We start from the raw sequence: 19527 nt of genomic DNA on the forward strand, positions 1-19527 counted from the left end.
CCCACAGGAGATCTTTGGTGGACAGGAATCCTATGTTCGCCGCAGATCAATTGTGGGAGCGAGCCTGCTCGCGAAGAGGCCCGCTCAGACAACCCATAACTCAGAACCTTGTCACTTAGGCCCCGGCTTGACCCGCAATGCCTTGGCCTTCGCCTCGATCACCAGGTACATCACCACCGTGATCAACAATGGCAAGATGAAGTAGATCGCTCGATAGGCAATCAGCCCCGCCAACAGGCCTCCGCGAGAAACCTCGTGCTGCAGCAGGGCAATGAACACCGCCTCCAGCACCCCCAATCCCGCCGGAATGTGCGTGATGACCCCGGCAATGCTGCTGATCATCAGCACCCCGAGCACCACCGGATAATCCAGCTTGCCCGGCAGCAGGGTGAAGATCACCGCCGCCATCAGCGACCAGTTCAACGCCCCCAGCGCCAGTTGCAGCCCCGCCATGCGCAGCGACGGCAGGTTGATTTCCATGCCGCGGATGGTCCAGGCCCGACGTTTGGAAAACCGACAGGCCACCAGATAACCGGCACTGATGCACAGCAGCAGCACGCCCACGCCTTGCAGCGCAGTGCTGCTCAGTTTCCAGCCCGGAGGCATCGTCACCAGGCCGCTGCTGAACACCACCCCGGCCAGCGTCATGTAGCCGAACCAGTTGGTGGCCAGGCTCAGGCCGAGGATCTTGGCGATGTTCCCATTGCTCACCCCCAGCCGTGAATACAGCCGGTAGCGCATGGCGATGCCGCCGACCCAGGCACTGAGGTTCAGATTGAAGGCGTAGCTGATCACTCCCACCGGCAATATCTGCCGCCAGCCCAGTTTCTGCCGTATGTAGGTGCGGCCGATCAGGTCGTAGCAAGCGTAAGTGATGAAACTGGTAACGGTGAGCGCAGCGGCAATGAGCAACGTGCGCAGTTTGAAGTCCGCCAGGGTCGCGAACACTTCGGCCCAGTCAATGCGCCGAGCCAGGGCAGTGAACAACACGATCAGCAGCAGGAAGAAGGCCAGGGTCAGTGGGCGTTTCCAGCGGCTCCAGCGTGATTTGGGTTTGCTGTGTTCGGCCGCGTGGGCATCAGATGCGTGGGCATCACTTGGCGCCGTGTGCGCGTCAGAGTGGTTCATGGGGTTCGCTCCGAACCGCCGTGGGCGGCGAAAAAGGTTTCAGGCGCGGCTTATGGGCTGGCAGCCAGCCGGCCCAGGCCGGAAAGTGGCGCAGGAAGTGAAACACCATGAAGCCGATGGTCATGCGCCACAGCAGGCCCCGAGGGGCAGGGTTGGCCGGCATGACGGTGCAATGGTTGCGGCTCAGATCATCGAGGCGCTCGAACAATTCACGGTTGAAGGCCCGGTCGCGGATCAGCACATTGGCTTCCAGGTTCAGGGACAGGCTCAGGGGGTCGAGGTTACTTGAGCCCACCGTGCTCCAGTCCTCATCCACCAAGGCGACTTTGCCGTGCAACGGCCGTTCGCAATACTCGTAGATCACCACGCCGGCCTTGAGCAGATAGTTGTACAGCATCCGCGCCGCGAGCTTGGCGATCATCATGTCCGGCTGGCCCTGCAGGATCAGTCGTACTTCCACGCCACGCCGCGCGGCATTGCGGATCTCGCGCAGCAGCCGGAAACCGGGGAAGAAATAGGCATTGGCAATGACCACGCGTCGCTGGGCGCTGCGCAATACTTGCAGGTACACCTCTTCGATGTCGGTCTGATGCTCATGGTTGTCGCGATAGACCAGCCGCACCTGACCATCATGATCGTTGAAGGCCAACTCGTTGCGGCGGCTGCGGCGGCGTTGCCACCAATATTTGGCCCGGCTGGGCCGACCGCTCTGCAACAGCGCGAAGTGATGGATATCCACCACCGCCGGTCCTTTGACCTCCACGGAATAATCCTGCTTGGCCTCGGGACCGAAGTCGCCCAGATGGTCTGCGGAAAAATTGATCCCGCCGATAAACGCGATCACACCGTCCACCACGACGATCTTGCGGTGCAGGCGCCGGAACCAGTTGGTGCGGATGCCCAGGTGCCGGGGTGCGGGATCGAATATCTGCAAACGCACCCCGGCGTCGCTCAATGTCGCCAGAAATTCCGGGGTCAGCTCGCCGCAGCCAAAACCGTCCAGGCTGACGGTGATGCGCACGCCACGTCCGGCCGCGTCCACCAACAGGTCCCGGAGTTCGATACCGACTTTGTCCTCGAACAGAATGAAGGTCTCAAGGAGGATTTCCTTTTCGGCCCGGCGTATGGCCTCAAAGACCCTGGGAAAATATTCCTCGCCGTTCTCCAAAAGCGTGACCCGGTTATTGCCGTGCCAACCGTACTCGATGTCCACCAGCGCCGGATTGCGCTCGGTCGGCGGAACCTCTACCTGTTCCACCGTCGCCTTGTTCATAGTCGCGCTCATAATTCGATCTCCACCGAAAGCGGTGCATGGTCGGAAAGGTGCGACCAGGGGCGTACGTTCAATACCTTGGGATGACGGGCCTTGAGGTTGCGCACGTAGATGCGGTCCAGACGCAGGACCGGCAGGCGCGCCGGAAAGCTGCGGGCCGGCTTGCCCCATTGCTCGGCGAACACCTCCCGCAGGCCGCTGGGTTCAAGCAGCTCGCTGGCTTTGCCGCGCCAGTCATTGAAATCCCCGGCGACAATCACCGGCGCCTCGGGCGGCAGTTCGCTCAAACGCTGGCAAAGCAATTTCAATTGCTCGACACGATGCCCCTCGCGCAACCCCAGGTGCACGCAGATGGCGTGGATTTCCCGCTCATCGCCGCCCGGCAGACGCAGCACGCTGTGGAGCATGCCGCGGCTTTCATGGCCGCTGATAGACACGTCCAGGTTGTCGTGGCGAATGATCTGGAATTTGGACAGCAATGCGTTGCCATGGTCCCCCGCCGGGTACACCGCGTTGCGCCCGTAGGCGAACTGTGGCCAGAGGCTATCGGCGAGGAATTCGTATTGCGGCATGCTCGGCCAGTTGGAATAGCGCTGCGGGTGGTGTTCGTGGGTGCCGTGGACTTCCTGCAAGAACACCACGTCGGCGGACACACTGCGCACCGCCTCGCGCAGTTCCGGGAGGATGAAGCGCCGGTTCAGGGCGGTGAAACCTTTATGGGTGTTGACCGTCAGGACGGTGAAGCGATTGATCCGGTCGAGGTCTTGCGTCCGTTCCTGGGTTGGATCGCGGGTCGTTTCGGTGAACTCCGGGATGCTCATGGCAATACCCCCTCGGCCGGGCGCTCGCCGGGCGTGGTGGCCAGGTCCTTGTCCAGGTCGAAGTGCTCCAACAAGTGACGCGCGTCATAGGGCGCACGGACTTTGATGTCATTGTCGAAATAGCAGAACACCTCCCGGCTCTTGCGGGCGCGGGGTTTCTTTTTCGGGTCGATCAAATGGGCATCGCGCGGTTGTGTGCCGTGGCTCCAGGCCTCGATCCGCTCGCCCCAGCGTTTCAAGGCCGCATCGGTGTAGCCGCTGGCGTATAGCTCCTCGGCTCCGTGCAGGCGCAAGTACACGAAGTCGCTGGTAACGTCTTCGCGATACGGCCATTTTCCCGCGGTGTCAGCGATCACCAGTGCCACGTCGTAGCGTTTGAGCAAGGTGATGAAGTGTGGATCGATAAAGCTTTCATGACGGATCTCCACCGCGTGACGCAGCGGCCGCTTCTTGTCGGCCTGGGTGCTGGCGTGGCCGTTCAGGCGCGGTTCGTGCTCCCGGGCCAGGGCGGCGGCATCTTCGGTGTTGTGGGGCAGTTGCTTGAGAAAGTCTTCGAACAACTCGGGATCGAATTTGAAACTGGGAGGAAACTGCCAGAGGATCGCGCCGAGTTTCTCCTTGAGCTCCAGCACGCCGGAAGCGAAGAAATTGGCCAACGGCTTGTGAATGTCCCGAAGACGTCTGATGTGGGTGATGAAACGCGGCGCCTTGACGCTGAAGACGAAGCCGGGCGGGGTCTCGGCGTACCACTGGGCATACCGTTCGGGGCGTTGCAGGGCGTAGAACGATCCATTGATTTCGATGCTGTTGACCGCTCGCGAGGCGAATTGCAATTCCCGTTTCTGGGTCAGCCCCTTGGGGTAGAAATCCCCCCGCCAAGGCGTATAACGCCAACCGGAAATGCCAATGTGGATCGCCGTCATGTGTCCCTCCCGTGCCAATGACCTCGTACCGCCTGTGTCTTTTGATGACTGTCGCGCGGGGTAGAAAGTTTCGATGGAGTTACCGACGGTGAGGGCAGGTGAAGTCCTGCAGTCTTGTTCGCTGTGTTTCAGTAGTTGCTGAATGGGCCCCCAGCGCAGATCAAATGTGGGAGCGAGCCTGCTCGCGATGAGGTCCGTCCAGACACCCTCAACTTCTCTGGATCAGCTTGTTCCTTACCTCAGTCATGCCCTGCGCATCCAGCTCCAGCCACACATGCTGTTTGCCCGCGATCTGCGCTGCCGCCGGCAGGCCATCGCGATACACCAGCCGATTGCTCGCCAGCGCCGGTACTTTCGCTCCCGGCAACAAGGTGCCGGCCAGGTTCAGCGGGTCGACACCGCACACCGCGACCAGGGCGCCGTCGCTGGTGCGGCGGCGCACTTCCCGCAGCAATGGAATGGCTTCGGGCAGGGCGAATTGCTCGCCCGCCAGGCCGCTGACAAAACGTCCGCCACGAATCTCTCCCCGCGCCTCCAGGCGATGAAACGTGCGCAGTAACTCGCGCCAGCTCGGCAACCAATCCGCCTCCCGCTCCAACAGGCGCCAGAACACCACGCCATAACGGCGCAGCAAGGTCATGGCGATGTGTTCGAGGGTGTCGGGTGGTATCGCCGCTGGCCGGTTTCCTTCCTCGGGCTCTGGTGTGCTACGGCGTAACAAGGCCCAGCGCCCGGCATCGTCCATGCCGCCAACGAATGCCCCGCGCCCGCGCCGACTGCTGCGCGCCTGGCGCTTACTGGCAGGGGTGATCAACGCGCGCAACCCGGCGAAGCTGTCGGCATTTACCAGCCCGGCGCCTACCAGTTCCTGTAGCGCGATTTCCAGTTCGCTGCGCAGCAAGTGCGCCTCGTGCAACAACTCATCGAAAAACAGCGCGCCGTGTTCGCTGAGGGCCTTATGGACTTTTTGCGTCTTGGGTGACAGCTCGCTGGGAGGGGTCTGTTCAGTCAGGCTGCTCCAGAGGGCGACCTGATTGCGCGGCAGCAACACAATCGGCGTGCTGCGCAAGGCGCTGGAAGATTGCTTCTGACGAGCGCTCAGGCGCGTCCACACCAGCTTGCCGCTGCGGCACAGCTCATCGAGCCAACTCGGGGAATAGTCCTTGATCCGCGCCGGCAACAGGTCGCTGTCCCACGCCGAGGCGGCGGCCGGATAGCCTTCGAACTGGCTGATGATCGACGGCAGCACCGCGTTGCCCCGGCCTTGGGTGGACGGCGACAGATGCTGCCAGTCGAACAGGAACCGCATGAAATCCTGCAACATCACCGGCTCGATTTCCCGGCGCAGGCGCTTGACGGTGTAGCGGTGGATACGCGCCAGCAAATGCCGCTCGCACCATTCTTCCTGTCCGCTGCCGGGGGTGAATCGGCCACGCAGCACGTAGCCTTGCTGTTCCAGTTGCGCCAGGGCCTGGGTGATGGGCGGGGGCGTGAGCCCCAGCGGGTAGGCGATGGCCTCCAGCGGCAGTGGACCAAAGGCGCTGAGCCGCGCGCGCAGTACCTCCACCATGGCCTCATCGCGGTCCCAGGGTTCATCGAAACCCGCCAGCGGCGTCAGCGGCGGTCGCCATTGAGCCTGTGGATAAATGGCTTGCAGACACGTCAGCCGTTCCAGCGCCACCCACACACCTCGTTCGGCACTGATCTGTACATGACTGGCGCGGCCGCGCTCGGCCAGGGCCTGCAGCCAGTCCAGCCACGACGGCTGAGCACTTGCCTCGCTGTCGGCGATGCAGGCCAGGCTCATCAGTGCTTCGTGCATTTCATCGAGGTTGGTGGGGGCCGGCCAGGCTTCGTCCCGTACCGCCTGGATGGCGTCGGCGTCGAGTGCACCGAGGTCGTCGGTAGACTGCGGGTCGCTCCAGCGCCGGTTGATCACCGCTTGAGTGCGGCGTTCTTCCAGCGGGGCGTCGTCGAGAAAGGTGTAGGGCCGGGCGCTGAGGATTTCCGCCGCCAGGGGCGAGGGCGCCGGCAGATCGCGGCTGATCAGACGAACCTCGCCGGCTTCCATGCGCCGCAACAGCGTCAGCCAGCCTTCGCTGTCCATGGCTTCGTGCAGGCAGTCGTCGAGGGTCTGTTCCACCAGTGGGTGATTGGGAATTTCCCGTTCGCCGGCGAGGTTCTCCAGGCAGGCGATCTGGTCCGGGAATACGCTGGCGATCAGGTCTTCGCTTTTCATGCGCTGGATCTGCGGAGCGACTTTGCGTCCGCCCGAATAGCGCGGCAAGGCCAGGGCGACACTGGCATTCCAGCGCCAGCGCACGCCGAACAGCGGCGCATCCAGCACTGCCTGGATCAATATCTGTTCGGCACTATGGCTATTGAGATAGCGCCAGACCTCGTCCAGCTCGAAGCTGTGGCTGGTGGACAGCGACAGCACAATGGCGTCTTCGCTGGCGGCGGCCTGCAATTCGAAATTGAAGGTGCGGCAGAAACGCTTGCGCAGGGCCAGGCCCCAGGCGCGGTTGATGCGGCTGCCGAACGGCGTATGGATGATCAGTTGCGTGCCGCCGGACTCGTCGAAAAACCGCTCCATCACCAGTGTGTCCTGGGACGGCAGGGCGCCGAAGGCCAGGCGTGCCGGGGCCAGGTAGTCCACCAATTGTTCGGCACTGGCCAGGTTCAGTTGCAAGGTGCCGGTCAGCCAGTCGAGGGCCGGTTGCAAGTTGCCCGGCGTGGCACCGAGCAGTTGGTCCAGTTGGGCTTGCAGACGGGCTACCGCCAGAGACAACTCGGCGCTGCGGCCAGGGGCTTCGCCAAGCCAGAACGGAATGGTCGGCGGCTGGCCCTGGGCGTCCTCGACCCGCACCCGACCGGTCTCCACGCGAATGATGCGGTAAGAGGTATTGCCCAGTTGGAACACGTCGCCGGCAATGCTCTCCACGGCGAAGTCTTCGTTGACGCTGCCGATGTTCAATCCTTGGGGTTCGAGCAGCACGCTGTAGTCGGCGTTGTCCGGGATAGTGCCGCCGCTGGTCACGGCGGTCAGCTTGCTGCCCCGGCGCCCGCGCAGGGTGCGGGTGACGGCGTCGCGATGCAGGTACGCACTGCGCACGCCCTGACGACCATTGAGGCCCTCGGCGAGCATGTGCAGCAGCGCCTGATAGTGGCCGTCGTCCAGCTCGGCATAGGGCGCGGCGCGGCGAAAGGTTTCCAGCAGCGCCTGTTCCGGCCATTCCTGGCAACTGACCTCGGCGACGATCTGCTGGGCCAGCACATCCAGTGGCGCCTTGGGGATGTGCAGAATGTCCAGCTCGCCACGGCGCACGCAATCGAGCAGGGCGACGCATTCGATCAAGTCGTCGCGGGTGGTGGCGAACAGGCGTCCCTTGGGCGTGCCGCCAACCTGATGGCCCGAGCGGCCGACCCGTTGCAAAAACGCCGAGATCGACCGCGGCGAGGCGATCTGACACACCAGGTCGACGTCGCCGATATCGATGCCCAGTTCCAGGGACGCGGTGGCGATCAACACCTGCAACTCGCCGCGCTTGAGCCGTTGTTCGGCGTCGAGGCGAAACTCCTTGGCCAGGCTGCCGTGGTGGGCGGCCACGGCGTGCTTGCCCAGGCGTTCGCTCAAATGACGGCTCAGGCGTTCGGCCAGTCGCCGGGTGTTGACGAAAATCAGGGTGGTGCGGTGTTCCCGGGCCAGTTCGGCGAGGCGGTTGTAGACCAGTTCCCAGACATCATTGGCCATCACCGCCGAAAGCGGCACCGGCGGCACCTCGATGTCCAGGTCCCGGGGGCGGGCGTGGCCGATGTCGACGATTTCACAGCTGCGCCCCTGGCCAACGAGAAAACGCGACACCGCTTCGATGGGTTTTTGCGTGGCGGACAGACCGATGCGCATCAACGGTTCGGCGCACAGCGCTTGCAAACGCTCCAGGCTCAAGGCCAGGTGACTGCCGCGTTTGCTGGCGGCGATGGCGTGGATCTCGTCGACAATGACGGTGCGGGTGCTGGCGAGCATTTGCCGGCCGGAATCGGAGCCGAGTAGCACGTAAAGCGATTCGGGAGTGGTCACCAGAATGTGCGGCGCGGTCTTGCGCATCGCTGTGCGGTCTTTTTGTGGCGTGTCTCCGGTGCGCACGGCGGTGGTGATGTGCAACGGCGGCAGGCCCATCTGCCGCAATTGTTCGGTAATGCCGGCCAGCGGGTTTTGCAGGTTGATCTGGATGTCGTTGCTCAATGCCTTGAGCGGTGAGACGTAGACCACCAGGGTCTGGTCCGGCAGACCGCCTTGTTCCAGGCCTCGGTGTACCAGGTCATCCAGTACGGCAAGAAATGCTGTGAGGGTCTTGCCCGATCCCGTGGGCGCAGCCACCAGGGTCGAACGGCGCTGCCCGATCAACGGCCACGCCCGGGCCTGAGCGGCCGTGACCGCCGGGAATGTCTGGCTGAACCAGGCGCGAACGGCGGGATGAAAGCCTGCCATGGCGTGGTCGGCTGGGAAGGGCAGATTCATGTGGGCAGTTATGCGGGTGGGATGGGGAAGATGCAAGTACCTCTGAGCGATGCCTGGCCTGGGAGGGCCTCATCGCGAGCAGGCTCGCTCCCACATTCGACCGCATTCTTTCTGAAGAGACTCGCTCCATTGTGGGAGCGAGCCTGCTCGCGATAGAGCCTGTGAACCTTACACAAATACCGGATCTGCACTTTACGGATGACGGTTGCGCACTAAACCCGCAAAATGCAACGATTCCGACAACGCCTGCGGGCGTTGTCGACCCAATTCTTTTGCCAACAGACCGGGCCTGCTGACTTTATGCGAATGCGCCTTATGTTACTGGGCGGCGGAAATGCCCTTGGGCAGGCGCTGATTCGCCTCGGTGCGGAAGAAGACATCGGTTTTCTTGCCCCCCGCCCCCCCGAAGACGGCTGGGATGCCGCGAGCCTGACGCAGCTGCTGGACGACACTCGACCGGACGCCTTGATCAACCTGGCGTACTACTTCGACTGGTTCCAGGCTGAGACCGTCAGCGAGCAGCGCCTGGCCAGCCAGGAGCGCGCTGTCGAGCGGCTGGCCGAGCTGTGCCAGCATCACAACATCATTTTGCTGCAACCGTCGAGCTATCGCGTGTTTGATGGATCCCGCGCTACGGCCTACAGCGAAAAGGACGAACCCGTGCCCTTGGGTCTGCGCGGTCAGGCCTTGTGGCGGATCGAGCAGAGCGTGCGCGCCACCTGTCCGCAACATGTGCTGTTGCGTTTCGGCTGGCTGCTGGACGACAGCGCCGACGGCATCCTGGGACGTTTCCTGGCCCGGGCCGAACAACCCGAAGACCTGCTGTTGGCCGACGACCGTCGGGGCAATCCGACGCCAGTGGACGACGCGGCGCGGGTGATCATCTCGGTGCTCAAGCAACTCGATTGCGCCGCGCCGTTGTGGGGCACCTACCACTATGCCGGGCATGAGGCGACCACGCCGCTGGCGTTGGGGCAAGCGATCCTCACCGAAGCCCGGGCCCTGCATCCCCTGGCAATCGAATCGCCTACCCCCCAGGCACACGCCGCACGGCCGGACGCCGCGGAAGAACCGCAGCATGCGGTGCTGGCCTGCAAGAAAATTCTGCACACGTTCGGGATCAAGCCCCGCGCCTGGCGCGCTGCACTCCCGGGCTTACTGGATAGGTTTTATCGTCATGGCTAAAGGTCCTGTTTTAATCACCGGCGGCGCTGGTTTCATTGGTTCGCACCTGACCGACGCCTTGCTCGCCAAGGGTCATTCGGTACGCATCCTCGATGACTTGTCCACCGGCAAGCGCAGTAACCTGCCGCTGGACAACCCTCTGGTTGAACTGATCGAAGGCGACGTGGCCAATGCGGCGCTGGTAGCCCGGGCCGTGGCCGGTTGCAGCGCCGTGGCGCACCTGGCAGCAGTGGCTTCGGTGCAGGCCTCGGTGGACGACCCGGTGCGCACCCACCAGAGCAATTTCATCGGCACCCTCAATGTCTGCGAAGCCATGCGCCAGGCCGGGGTGAAGCGGGTGCTGTTCGCCTCCAGCGCAGCGGTCTATGGCAACAACGGCGAAGGTGAGTCCATCGACGAAGACACGCCCAAGGCCCCGCTCACGCCATATGCTTCGGACAAGCTGGCCAGCGAGTTCTACCTGGACTTCTACCGCCGCCAGCACGCACTGGAGCCGGCGGTGTTCCGCTTCTTCAACATCTACGGCCCGCGTCAGGATCCGTCCTCGCCTTATTCCGGGGTCATCAGCATCTTCAGCGAACGGGCACAGAAAAGCCTGCCGATCACGGTGTTCGGCGACGGCGAGCAGACCCGGGATTTTGTCTACGTCGAAGACCTGGTGGACGTGTTGGTGCAGGCCATTGAAACACCTGAGGTGCAAGTGGGCGCGGTGAACGTCGGCTGGAACCAGGCCACGACCCTCAAACAATTGCTCCAGGCCCTGGCCGTGGTGGTGGGCGATCTGCCGCCGATCAGCTACGGCCCGGCTCGCTCCGGCGACATCCGCCATTCCCGGGCTGACAATCGCCGGCTGTTGGAGCGCTTCAGCTTTCCACCACAAACGCCGATGAGCGTGGGGCTGGCGCGGCTGCTGGAACGCTGAATCCTACGCCACCAAAAACTGTGGGAGCGAGCCTGCTCGCGATAGCGGTTTATCAGCTGGCATCAATGCCGGCTGATCCAACGCAATCGCGAGCAGGCTCGCTCCCACAGGTTTTTTCTTAATCTCAAGAATGATTTAGAACTTGTAACCCAACCCCACCATGTAGATCCAAGGGTCCACATCGACATTCACCTTGGCCCGGGTTCCGCTGGCCACGGCGTTGTTGTCCACATAGGCGGTGGTGTCGATGTCGATGTAGCGAATCTGGCCGTTGACCATGATGTTGTCGGTCAGCATGTAGTCGGCGCCCACTTGCCACGCCATGCCCCAACTGTTGCTCGCCCGGAAGTTGCTGAAGCCGTTGGCGCTGGCTTCGCTGCCGACGTGCTCATCGTAGATCCAGGTGTAGTTGATGCCGGCGCCGACATAAGGCTGGAAGGCCGACTTGGCGTCGAGCGGGTAGTAGACCAGGCTCAGGGTTGGCGGCAGGTGCTTGAGGGTGCCGAGCTTGTTGTTGGCCGCACCCAGGGCGGTGCCTTTGATCTTCACATCGTGCTCGAACGGCGACGCGGCCAGCAGTTCGATGCCCAGGTTGTTGGTGATCATGTAGGCGAAGTTCAGGCCTAGCTGTGTGTCGCTGCTCATGGTTGCCTTGCCGCCAAGGTCGGCGCCGGCCAGCGGGCCACGATCGACCTTGACGCTGGAGCTGTCGGCTTCCGGGTTGACGGTGATGGCGCCAGCGCGAACGATGATGTCGCCAGCGGTATGAGCCTGGGCGAGCGGGGAGGCGAGCGCGAGGGCCACGAGGGAAGCGCTGAGCAGAGACTTTTGCATGGGGGCTCCAGAGGGCATCTAAAATTGATGTCTCATGGTACGCAGCGCTCTAGGGCGGTCTTTTGACTCAGCTCAATGAGTCTGGGTCTATTAATTGACTCAGCTCAATAAAATGATGATGAGGAAATCTTGAGGGCCCCATCGCGAGCCTGCTCGCGATAGCTATTTCATTGCCAACACATCACCACCAGATTCACTCCGGCAGCTCATACACATAAATCTTCTCAGCCGCCATCTGATACCCGGCATCGGCCAGTTCACTGGTGGACGGCTTGACCTGCATCGGCCCTTCGACCCAGTACGGCTGGTACAACTCGTCGAGCTTGACCCCGATTTCACTTTTCACATGCACGATCTGATTCGACGGCGGTGGCGGTACGTGGATGCAAGCGCCGAAATACGGCACCAGCAAAAAGTCCGTGGTGCGGCCTTCCTCGCTGACTTCCAGCGGCACGATGTAACCCGGCAAACGAATCTGCTGGCCGTCGAGTTCCTTGACCACCGGCGCGTTGGGCAGATCCTGCTTGGCCGCGGGGGCCGCTTCGGCGGCCAGGGCATCGCTCATCTGCGACAGGTCGTGCAGCGGCGTCATGTTCGGCACTTCCGGCGGTGCGTCCGGCGGGATCATTTCCTGCCACGACAAGTCCCTCGGTTCGGCCGCCCACAGCGGTAGGGCGACCGTCATCAACAGCGCAAGCAAAGCGCGGGGCATCTTCAACGTCCTCATAAACGGATCGACAGGCCATCGGCCAACGATTGGCGATAGGCGCGCCAGGCCGGCACGCTGCCCATCAGTAGAGCGGCGACCAGAATGCCAGCCATCAGCGTCCATTCATATTCGCTCGGCCAGGCCAAGGGCAGATACAACCCATAGGCCGACTGCACATAACCCTGCGCGGCGGCGATGCCGATGTACAGCAGGGCCAGCCCGGCGGCGACCCCGGCCAGCGCCAGGGCGAAGGCTTCGAGCACCAGCAGGGTCGCGATGTGCCACGGCCGCGCGCCCACCGAGCGCAGGATCGCCATCTCCCGCCGCCGCTCGTTGAGGCTGGTGAGGATCGCCGTGAGCATGCCGATCAGACCGGTCAGCACCACGAACAGCGAAATCACGAACAAGGCTTTTTCCGCCGTGCCCATCAGGCTCCATAACTCCTGCAACGCCACGCCGGGCAGGATCGCCAGCAACGGCTCGCCGCGGAACTCGTTGATCTCGCGCTGCAGGGCGAAGGTGGAAATCTTGCTGTTGAGGCCAAGCATGAACGCGGTGATCGCCTTGGGCGTCAGGTCCATGTTGCGGGCCTGGTCGGCGCTGATGCGGCCCTTGCCCTGGGCCGGCACACCGTTTTTCCAGTCGATGTGGATCGCTTCCATGCCGCCGAGGCTGATGTGCAGCGTGCGGTCCACCGGGGTGCCGGTGCGCTTGAGAATACCGACCACGGTGAAGGGCTTGTCATCGTGCTTGACCAGGCTGACCACCGCCACGCCGTGGGCCAGCACCAGTTTGTCGCCCAGCGTGTAATGCAGCGCCTCGGCCACTTCGGCGCCGAGCACCACTTCGAATGGATCGGTGGCGAAGGCGCGGCCCTCGGCCAGCGCCAGGTGTTGCCGGCGACCGTATTGGTAATGCTCGAAGTAGGCCTCGGTCGTGCCCATCACCCGGTAACCGCGATGGGAATCGCCCAGGGACATGGGGATCGCCCACTTCACTTTCGGGTTGCTGGCGAACTGCTCGAAGCTGTCCCAGCGAATGTTGTTGGTGGCGTTGCCGATGCGAAACACCGAATACAGCAGCAGGTTCACCGAACCCGAGCGGGCACCGACGATCAGGTCGGTGCCGCTGATGGTGCTGGCGAAACTGGCCCGCGCCTCGGTGCGGACCCGCTCTACCGCCAGCAGCAGGCACACCGAAAGGGCAATGGCGAATGCGGTGAGGATCGCGGTGAAACGGCGGTTCGCCAGGCTGGCCATGGCAAGACGGAACAAATACATCTCAGACCTCGAGTGGCGTGGCGGCGCGATTGAGATCGGCCAGCGAGAGGTTGCGGTCGAACAGCGGCGCCAGGCTCTGGTCATGGCTGACGAACAGCAGGCTCGATCCGGCCTCGCGGCATTCAGCGAACAGCAGCCGCAGGAAATTTTCCCGGGCGTCGTAGTCCAGTGCCGAGGTGGGTTCGTCGGCGATCACCAGTTCCGGCTGGCCGATCAATGCCCGGGCGGCTGCTACTCGTTGTTGCTGGCCGATGGACAGCGAGTCGGCGCGGCGCCCAAGCAGATTCGTGTCGGTCAGGCCCAAGTGCGCCAGCAGCGTGGCAGCAGCTTGATCGACGCTGCCGTGACGCTGGATCGCCCGTTGCGCACGCAGTTTCGAGAAGTGACAGGGCAGTTCAACGTTCTCGCGCACCGAGAGAAACGGCAGCAGGTTGAATTGCTGGAAGATGTAGCCGGTGTGGTCGACGCGAAAGCGGTCGCGGGCCCCGGCGCCCAGTTCGGTGAGTTCCTGGCCGAGCAGGCGAATGCTGCCCCGGTCCGGTGTCTGCACACCGCCCAGCAGCCCCAGCAGCGTGGTCTTGCCGCTGCCGCTGGGGCCTTTGAGAAACAGCGTCTCCCCCGCCTCCAGGCGAAACACCGGGATATCCAGCAAGGGTGGATGTCCGGGCCAACTGAAGCCCAGGTCGGACAGTTCGATGAGTGCTTGAGTCATGTTTGCGGGTTCAAAAGATGAATACCTGTGGGAATACCGGTGGGAGCAAAGCTTGCTCGCGATGAGGCCGTCACATTCAACTTGGGTGTCGACAATCGAACCGCCATCGCGAGCAAGCTTTGCTCCCACCAGGCTCGCTCCCACATTGGTTTTGCGGTCAATCAGAATTTCAGGGTGGGTGCCTTGGCCGTCACTTCCACGCCTTGCTGGCCGCTCGGGCTGATCAGTTGTACCTGAATTTTCTGGGTGGCCGGGAAGGTTTTGAACAGCGTCGCCAAGTCCAGGTTTTTCAACGCACCTGGGGTGGCGCAGGTGAACTGGTAGTGGGCATGGATTTCACTGTGTTCGCCGTGGTGTTCGTCGCCATGCTCATCTTCGTCGTGGTCATCGTGGTCCGGTGCATCGCCAAACAGCGGACTCTCCAGTTCCTGCTGGGCCACGGTGCATTTGGCGGCGGCGGGCAGGCTGAACAGCGCCAGCGGCTTGTCCAGTTGCGCACGCACGGCGGCGACCTTGGCCTTGTCGGCATCGCTGGTGGCGGCGTGTTCGAAGCCCACCAGGTTCATCGCCGGGCTTTCCAGCTCCAGTTCCAGGGTCTGGCCATCCAGGGCGGCATTCAGCCGGCCGACACCGTGTTCATGGGCGCCGAGGCTGCCGTGCTCGTGATCATGATCGTGGTCATGCTCGACCGCCGCATGGGCGACAGCCAAGGGCAGCAGGGCGAACGGCAGGGCGAGAAGCAGACGGCGCATGACGAGTCTCCAGATAAAATGAGTGTTCTGTTATGTAATCTTATAACGAAAGTGCGCAGAGTTTGACCGGCTGCTTGGCGTCGCGCAAGGCCCATGGGAGCATGGGCACATGAAATTTTCAGGAGCACGGTAATGTTGCGGATACGCGGAACCGTCGGTGATTGGCCGGTGGACTTGTCGATCGACATGGATGAGGGCGACTGGGCGCAGCTCGGCGCGCAGTTGCAAACGGTCAGGCCCGATAATACGGCGACGGCTGCGGCCAGGCCGGCCACCCAGGACGATGCCTTGTGGCAGATCGCCAGGGAATTGCTGCGCAAGGCCGGGCAACTGAGCGGTCCGGACCTGCTGGAACAGCTCGAAGGCCTGACCGGCAGCGCCCCGGCCGGCAAACGCTTGTTAGTGCGCTTGCGCCATAGCCCGGACGTGAAAGTCATCAGCGGCGGCGATACACCGCTCTACAGTTGGCACGCAGATTGAGCCGCAAGCCCCAAGCTGAAACGAATCGCCGCTTGCAGCTCGAAGCTTACAGCTTGCAACGGCTCCTCTAGTACAGCGCTGCAAACAGCTTGCGGCGATAGGTCGTCACCAGCGGATGGTCGTTGCCCAGCAATTCGAAGACTTGCAGCAACGTCTTGTGGGGCAGGCCTTCGCTGTAGCTGCGGTTGCGGATGAACAGCTTGAGCAGCGCGTCGAGGGCCGGCTCGTACTGCTGGCGGGCCAATTGCTGGATTGCCAGTTGATACACCGCTTCGTCGTCCTGCGGATCTTTCGCCAGGCGGGCCTTGAGATCGGCGGCGTCCGGCAGATCCTTGGCCAGGCCGAGAAACTGGATCTGCGCCTTGGCCCCGGCCAGCGCGGCCTTGTGCTCGTCGCTTTTCACCGCGTCGAGCACAGTTTGTGCCTCAGTCAGCTCACCGCGCTCGGTCAGGCAGCGGGCATACAGGATCAGCGCCTTGGCGTTGGTATTGTCTTCCCCCAGCAGTGCAGTGAGCACGGCCTCGGCATCAGCGAAACGCCCCTCGTCGAACAGCGCCTGGGCCTGTTCAAACGGGTCGGCGGCGGCCGGAGGCGGCATCTGTACATGAGGTTCGAGCATCGCCCGCACGGCGGACTCCGGCTGGGCCCCGGCGAAACCGTCGACGGGCTGGCCGTCCTTGAACAGCACCACGGTAGGCAAGCTGCGAATGCCGAAGCGAGCGACGATGTCCTGCTCGATGTCGCAGTTGACCTTGGCCAGCAGCAGTTCGCCTCGATAGCTCTCGGCAATGCCTTGCAGCATCGGCATCAACGCCTTGCACGGCGCGCACCACTCGGCCCAGAAATCCACCAGCACCGGTTTGTGAAAGGAGTTGGCGATCACCGACTGGTCGAAGTCGGCAGTGGTGGCGTCGAAGATGTACGGGGTGTCCTGGGTCATGGGGAATCTCGTAGAACGCTTGAATGGGGCAACTATACGGCTTGGTGGGGGGCGGCTGAAAGCGGGGGGTTGCGGTGCCTTATCGCGAGCAGGCTCGCTCCCATATGGGATTTGTGATGAACACACATTTTGTATTCGACACAAAACCCTGTGGGAGCGAGCCTGCTCGCGATGCTTTTATGACTGGCGCCGCGCGTGGTACAGGCTCACATGCCGAAACTCCTCGGGCTCGGCCAGATCCGGCAAGGTCATGGCTTCGAGCATTTCGATGCGCCGGTACAGCGGATGCTGGAAATCCCGCACCCGGGAGTCGGCCACCAGGGCCTCGCGACCGCGACTGAGGAACTGGTCGAGCAACGGCAGGTTGGCGCGGTCGTAAAGCACATCCGCCACCAGGATCAGGTCGAAGCGATCGTCCTCGGCGAAAAAATCCTCCGAGTACCCAAGCGTTACGTCATTGAGCAGGGCATTGGCCTGGCACGCAGTAAGCGCCAGAGGATCCAGATCACAGGCCACCACCTCCAGCGCCCCGGCCTTGAGCGCGGCAATACCCGCCACGCCGGAACCGGCGCCGAAGTCCAGCACTCGCTTGCCTGCGACCCAATGCGGCTGTTCGACCAGATAGCGTGCCATGGCCAGGCCGCTGGCCCAGCAGAAGCTCCAGTAAGGTGGCTCGTGGAGAATGCGCCGGGTTTCTTCCGGGCTGAACGCGCGGTCCATGTTATCGCCGTCGATCAGCCACAATTCCAGCTCAGTCTCAGGCAGTGGGCAAGCCACTAGGCGCGCGTCTCCAAGCAACTGGCCCAACGCGTGTTGCAGGTCTTGCGGTGAATTCATGGCGCTTTGACAAATTGCAGCGCGCCCAGCGCCTGGGTGGTCGGCTGGCTGATGCGTTGCTCCGGCAGATGCAGGATCAACTGGCCCGACTGACTGGCGCGGCCGCGCAGTTCCACACGGGCGCCAACCGGGAAGGCTTCGGGGTTGAAGCGCAGGCGAAAGGGCAGCGCCTGGTTGTTGCCGATCAGGCTGGAGCTGGCGAGCAATTGTTGCGGACGGTCCTTGTCATCGATCACCAGCAGCGCCAGTTCGACCTCGGCCCCGGCCGGTATCCCTTGCAGGGTGCCGCTCAACTCCCGCTGGTGCGCCGGTAGCGGCCCCAGTTCGGCGGCCTGGCGGGCTTTTTCCTGGGCCTGTTTCGGCGCAGGGGTCTTGGCCGGGGCGGGGGCATCGGGTTTGGGGGCGTCGCTGCTGCACGCCATCAGCAGGCTGAATAGACTGAGCAAAACGAGCGATCGTAGCGGCATGTGTGGCTCCAGCAAGGTAAATTCCAGGGGGCTGACGGTAACCCCGTCTGTATACCGTAAACCCTATGGCTTGTCTTGCCAGTGGGATGCGCTACCATGGCCCTCCCTTTTTTTGTTGCCTGCCACCATGCACTGTCCCTTCTGCGGTGCCAACGACACCAAGGTCATCGACTCGCGACTGGTCGCCGAGGGCGAACAGGTCCGCCGCCGGCGCGAATGCCTGGCCTGCGGCGAGCGTTTCACGACGTTCGAGACCGCTGAACTGGTGTTGCCGCGCCTGATCAAGACTGACGGCAGCCGTCAGCCGTTCGACGAAGACAAACTGCGCGCTGGCATGCAGCGCGCCCTGGAAAAACGCCCGGTGAGCGTCGAGCGCCTGGAAGCGGCGCTGGTGCACATCAAGCACAAGCTGCGCGCCACTGGCGAACGCGAGGTCAAATCCCTGGTGGTAGGTGAACTGGTGATGGCCGAGCTGCAGAAGCTCGATGAAGTCGCCTACATCCGTTTCGCCTCGGTCTATCGCCGTTTCCAGGACTTGAACGAATTTCGCGAAGAAATCGACCGCCTGGCCCGCGAACCGGTGAAAGAATGACCAGCCCGGCGCAGCAGGCGGTCCTCGACGCCCAACACATGGCCCGTGCCCTGGAATTGGCGCGGCGCGGTCACTACACCACGCATCCCAATCCCCGGGTAGGTTGCGTGATCGTGCGTGACGGTCAGGTTGTCGGCGAAGGCTGGCACATTCGCACCGGCGAACCCCATGCCGAAGTCCATGCCCTGCGCGCCGCCGGTGAACAGGCTCGGGGCGCCACGGCTTACGTGACCCTCGAACCCTGTAGTCATCACGGGCATACGCCGCCCTGTGCCGATGCGTTGGTCAATGCCGGCGTGGCGCGGGTGGTGGCGGCGATGCAGGACCCGAACCCGGAAGTCGCCGGGCGCGGCCTGCAGCGGCTGGCCCAGGCCGGTATCGCCACCGAAAGCGGCGTGCTGGAAGGCGAAGCCCGCAAGCTCAATGAAGGTTTTCTCAAACGCATGGAACACGGCTTGCCGTTCGTGCGGGTCAAGCTTGCCATGAGCCTCGATGGCCGTACCGCCATGGAAAGCGGCGAAAGCCAGTGGATCACAGGTACCGCTGCACGTTCGGCGGTGCAACGCCTGCGCGCCCAGGCCAGTGTGGTGCTGACCGGTGCCGATACGGTGCTGGCCGACAACGCCCGGCTGACCGTGCGCGCCGATGAACTCGGCCTGGATGCACAGCAGACCGCGCTGATCATGAGTCGTCCGCCGTTGCGGGTACTGGTGGACGGTCGTCTGCGCGTGCCGTTGGACGCACCTTTCTTCAAGGCCGGCCCGGCGCTGGTCGCTACCTGCATGGCGGTGGAAGAACAATACGCCAATGGCCCAGAATGCATGATCGTGGCGGGCGACGATGGCCAGGTCGATCTGCGTCGCCTGCTGATGGAGCTGGCGGGCCGCGGCGTCAATGAAGTGCTGGTGGAAGCCGGCCCACGCCTGGCGGGGGCTTTTGCCCGGCAAGGATTGGTGGATGAGTTCCAGATTTTCATCGCCGGCAAGTTCCTCGGCTCTTCGGCACGACCGTTACTGGATTGGCCGCTGGCGCAGATGAAAGATGCCCCGGAGCTGAAAATCACCGAAATCCGTGCCGTGGGCGATGACTGGCGAGTCATCGCCGTTCCCGTTTCGCAGGCCCGCGTATAATTCCCGGCTTTCGCTCAAGC

At 63.1% G+C, this 19527-nt stretch carries 18 protein-coding genes; 5 read left to right on the plus strand and 13 right to left on the minus strand.

Annotation, left to right across the window (positions count from 1 at the left end):
• Positions 1–111: 111 nt before the first annotated feature.
• The 5 genes from PSEUDOMOFG3G_RS01320 to PSEUDOMOFG3G_RS01340 form a co-directional block, all read right to left on the minus strand.
• A complete protein-coding gene (locus PSEUDOMOFG3G_RS01320; protein WP_047229761.1) occupies positions 112–1128 on the minus strand; it encodes a lysylphosphatidylglycerol synthase domain-containing protein in 1017 nt (338 codons plus the stop codon).
• Positions 1115–2413: a cardiolipin synthase ClsB gene (gene clsB, locus PSEUDOMOFG3G_RS01325; RefSeq protein WP_047229760.1), complete on the minus strand. Its 1299-nt coding sequence runs from the start codon at positions 2411–2413 to the stop codon at positions 1115–1117. The genes PSEUDOMOFG3G_RS01320 and clsB overlap by 14 nt, the downstream gene beginning before the upstream one ends.
• Positions 2410–3222: an endonuclease/exonuclease/phosphatase family protein gene (locus PSEUDOMOFG3G_RS01330; protein WP_076383448.1), complete on the minus strand. Its 813-nt coding sequence runs from the start codon at positions 3220–3222 to the stop codon at positions 2410–2412. Before PSEUDOMOFG3G_RS01330 ends, clsB begins: the two co-directional genes overlap by 4 nt.
• Positions 3219–4145: a DUF72 domain-containing protein gene (locus PSEUDOMOFG3G_RS01335; RefSeq protein ID WP_047229758.1), complete on the minus strand. Its 927-nt coding sequence runs from the start codon at positions 4143–4145 to the stop codon at positions 3219–3221. The genes PSEUDOMOFG3G_RS01330 and PSEUDOMOFG3G_RS01335 overlap by 4 nt, the downstream gene beginning before the upstream one ends.
• 208 nt (positions 4146–4353) lie before the next feature.
• Positions 4354–8667 carry a DEAD/DEAH box helicase gene (locus PSEUDOMOFG3G_RS01340; RefSeq protein WP_139049053.1) on the minus strand — a complete coding sequence of 1438 codons (4314 nt, stop codon included), beginning with the start codon at positions 8665–8667 and terminating at the stop codon, positions 4354–4356.
• A 300-nt stretch (positions 8668–8967) separates the two neighbouring features.
• Here PSEUDOMOFG3G_RS01340 and PSEUDOMOFG3G_RS01345 point away from each other — a divergent pair, with 300 nt between their 5' ends.
• The gene (locus PSEUDOMOFG3G_RS01345) at positions 8968–9852 is read left to right on the plus strand and encodes a sugar nucleotide-binding protein (protein WP_076386543.1); all 885 of its coding nucleotides are present in this window, start codon (positions 8968–8970) and stop codon (positions 9850–9852) included.
• A complete protein-coding gene (locus PSEUDOMOFG3G_RS01350) occupies positions 9845–10774 on the plus strand; it encodes an NAD-dependent epimerase/dehydratase family protein (protein ID WP_139049054.1) in 930 nt (309 codons plus the stop codon). The genes PSEUDOMOFG3G_RS01345 and PSEUDOMOFG3G_RS01350 overlap by 8 nt, the downstream gene beginning before the upstream one ends.
• A 135-nt stretch (positions 10775–10909) precedes the next feature.
• On the opposite strand, the gene PSEUDOMOFG3G_RS01355 is transcribed toward PSEUDOMOFG3G_RS01350, so the two are convergent.
• The 5 genes from PSEUDOMOFG3G_RS01355 to PSEUDOMOFG3G_RS01375 form a co-directional block, all read right to left on the minus strand.
• Positions 10910–11608, minus strand: coding sequence for an OmpW family protein (locus tag PSEUDOMOFG3G_RS01355; protein WP_076383451.1), 699 nt, complete (start codon positions 11606–11608; stop codon positions 10910–10912).
• 193 nt (positions 11609–11801) lie between these two features.
• Entirely contained in the window at positions 11802–12320 is a 519-nt protein-coding gene (locus PSEUDOMOFG3G_RS01360) for a DUF3299 domain-containing protein (RefSeq protein WP_047229754.1), read from the minus strand.
• 11 nt (positions 12321–12331) lie between these two features.
• On the minus strand, positions 12332–13597 hold the full coding sequence (locus tag PSEUDOMOFG3G_RS01365; protein WP_047229753.1) for an ABC transporter permease: 1266 nt from the start codon (positions 13595–13597) through the stop codon (positions 12332–12334).
• A gap of 1 nt (position 13598) precedes the next feature.
• Entirely contained in the window at positions 13599–14309 is a 711-nt protein-coding gene (locus PSEUDOMOFG3G_RS01370; protein ID WP_139049055.1) for an ABC transporter ATP-binding protein, read from the minus strand.
• Positions 14310–14470: 161 nt separating this feature from the next.
• Positions 14471–15061, minus strand: coding sequence for a DUF2796 domain-containing protein (locus PSEUDOMOFG3G_RS01375; RefSeq protein WP_139049056.1), 591 nt, complete (start codon positions 15059–15061; stop codon positions 14471–14473).
• A gap of 132 nt (positions 15062–15193) precedes the next feature.
• On the opposite strand from PSEUDOMOFG3G_RS01375, the gene PSEUDOMOFG3G_RS01380 reads away from it, so the two are divergent.
• Entirely contained in the window at positions 15194–15541 is a 348-nt protein-coding gene (locus tag PSEUDOMOFG3G_RS01380; protein WP_139049057.1) for a hypothetical protein, read from the plus strand.
• 67 nt (positions 15542–15608) lie between these two features.
• On the opposite strand, the gene trxA is transcribed toward PSEUDOMOFG3G_RS01380, so the two are convergent.
• From trxA to PSEUDOMOFG3G_RS01395, 3 genes are all read right to left on the minus strand, one after another.
• Entirely contained in the window at positions 15609–16481 is an 873-nt protein-coding gene (gene trxA, locus PSEUDOMOFG3G_RS01385) for a thioredoxin (protein ID WP_047229749.1), read from the minus strand.
• 177 nt (positions 16482–16658) lie between these two features.
• Positions 16659–17318, minus strand: coding sequence for a methyltransferase (locus PSEUDOMOFG3G_RS01390; protein ID WP_139049058.1), 660 nt, complete (start codon positions 17316–17318; stop codon positions 16659–16661).
• Positions 17315–17785, minus strand: a complete 471-nt coding sequence (locus PSEUDOMOFG3G_RS01395; protein ID WP_047229747.1) for a YbaY family lipoprotein — start codon at positions 17783–17785, stop codon at positions 17315–17317. Before PSEUDOMOFG3G_RS01395 ends, PSEUDOMOFG3G_RS01390 begins: the two co-directional genes overlap by 4 nt.
• A 127-nt stretch (positions 17786–17912) precedes the next feature.
• Between PSEUDOMOFG3G_RS01395 and nrdR the strand changes: the two genes are divergently transcribed.
• Together nrdR and ribD are read left to right on the plus strand one after the other, a co-directional pair.
• Positions 17913–18377: a transcriptional regulator NrdR gene (gene nrdR, locus PSEUDOMOFG3G_RS01400; protein WP_024778359.1), complete on the plus strand. Its 465-nt coding sequence runs from the start codon at positions 17913–17915 to the stop codon at positions 18375–18377.
• Positions 18374–19507, plus strand: coding sequence for a bifunctional diaminohydroxyphosphoribosylaminopyrimidine deaminase/5-amino-6-(5-phosphoribosylamino)uracil reductase RibD (gene ribD / locus PSEUDOMOFG3G_RS01405; protein WP_076383457.1), 1134 nt, complete (start codon positions 18374–18376; stop codon positions 19505–19507). Before nrdR ends, ribD begins: the two co-directional genes overlap by 4 nt.
• Positions 19508–19527: the final 20 nt, after the last annotated feature.

Origin of the sequence: Pseudomonas sp. FG-3G, assembly GCF_901007645.1 — a bacterium.
In the GTDB taxonomy this organism is placed as follows: domain Bacteria; phylum Pseudomonadota; class Gammaproteobacteria; order Pseudomonadales; family Pseudomonadaceae; genus Aquipseudomonas; species Aquipseudomonas rhizophila.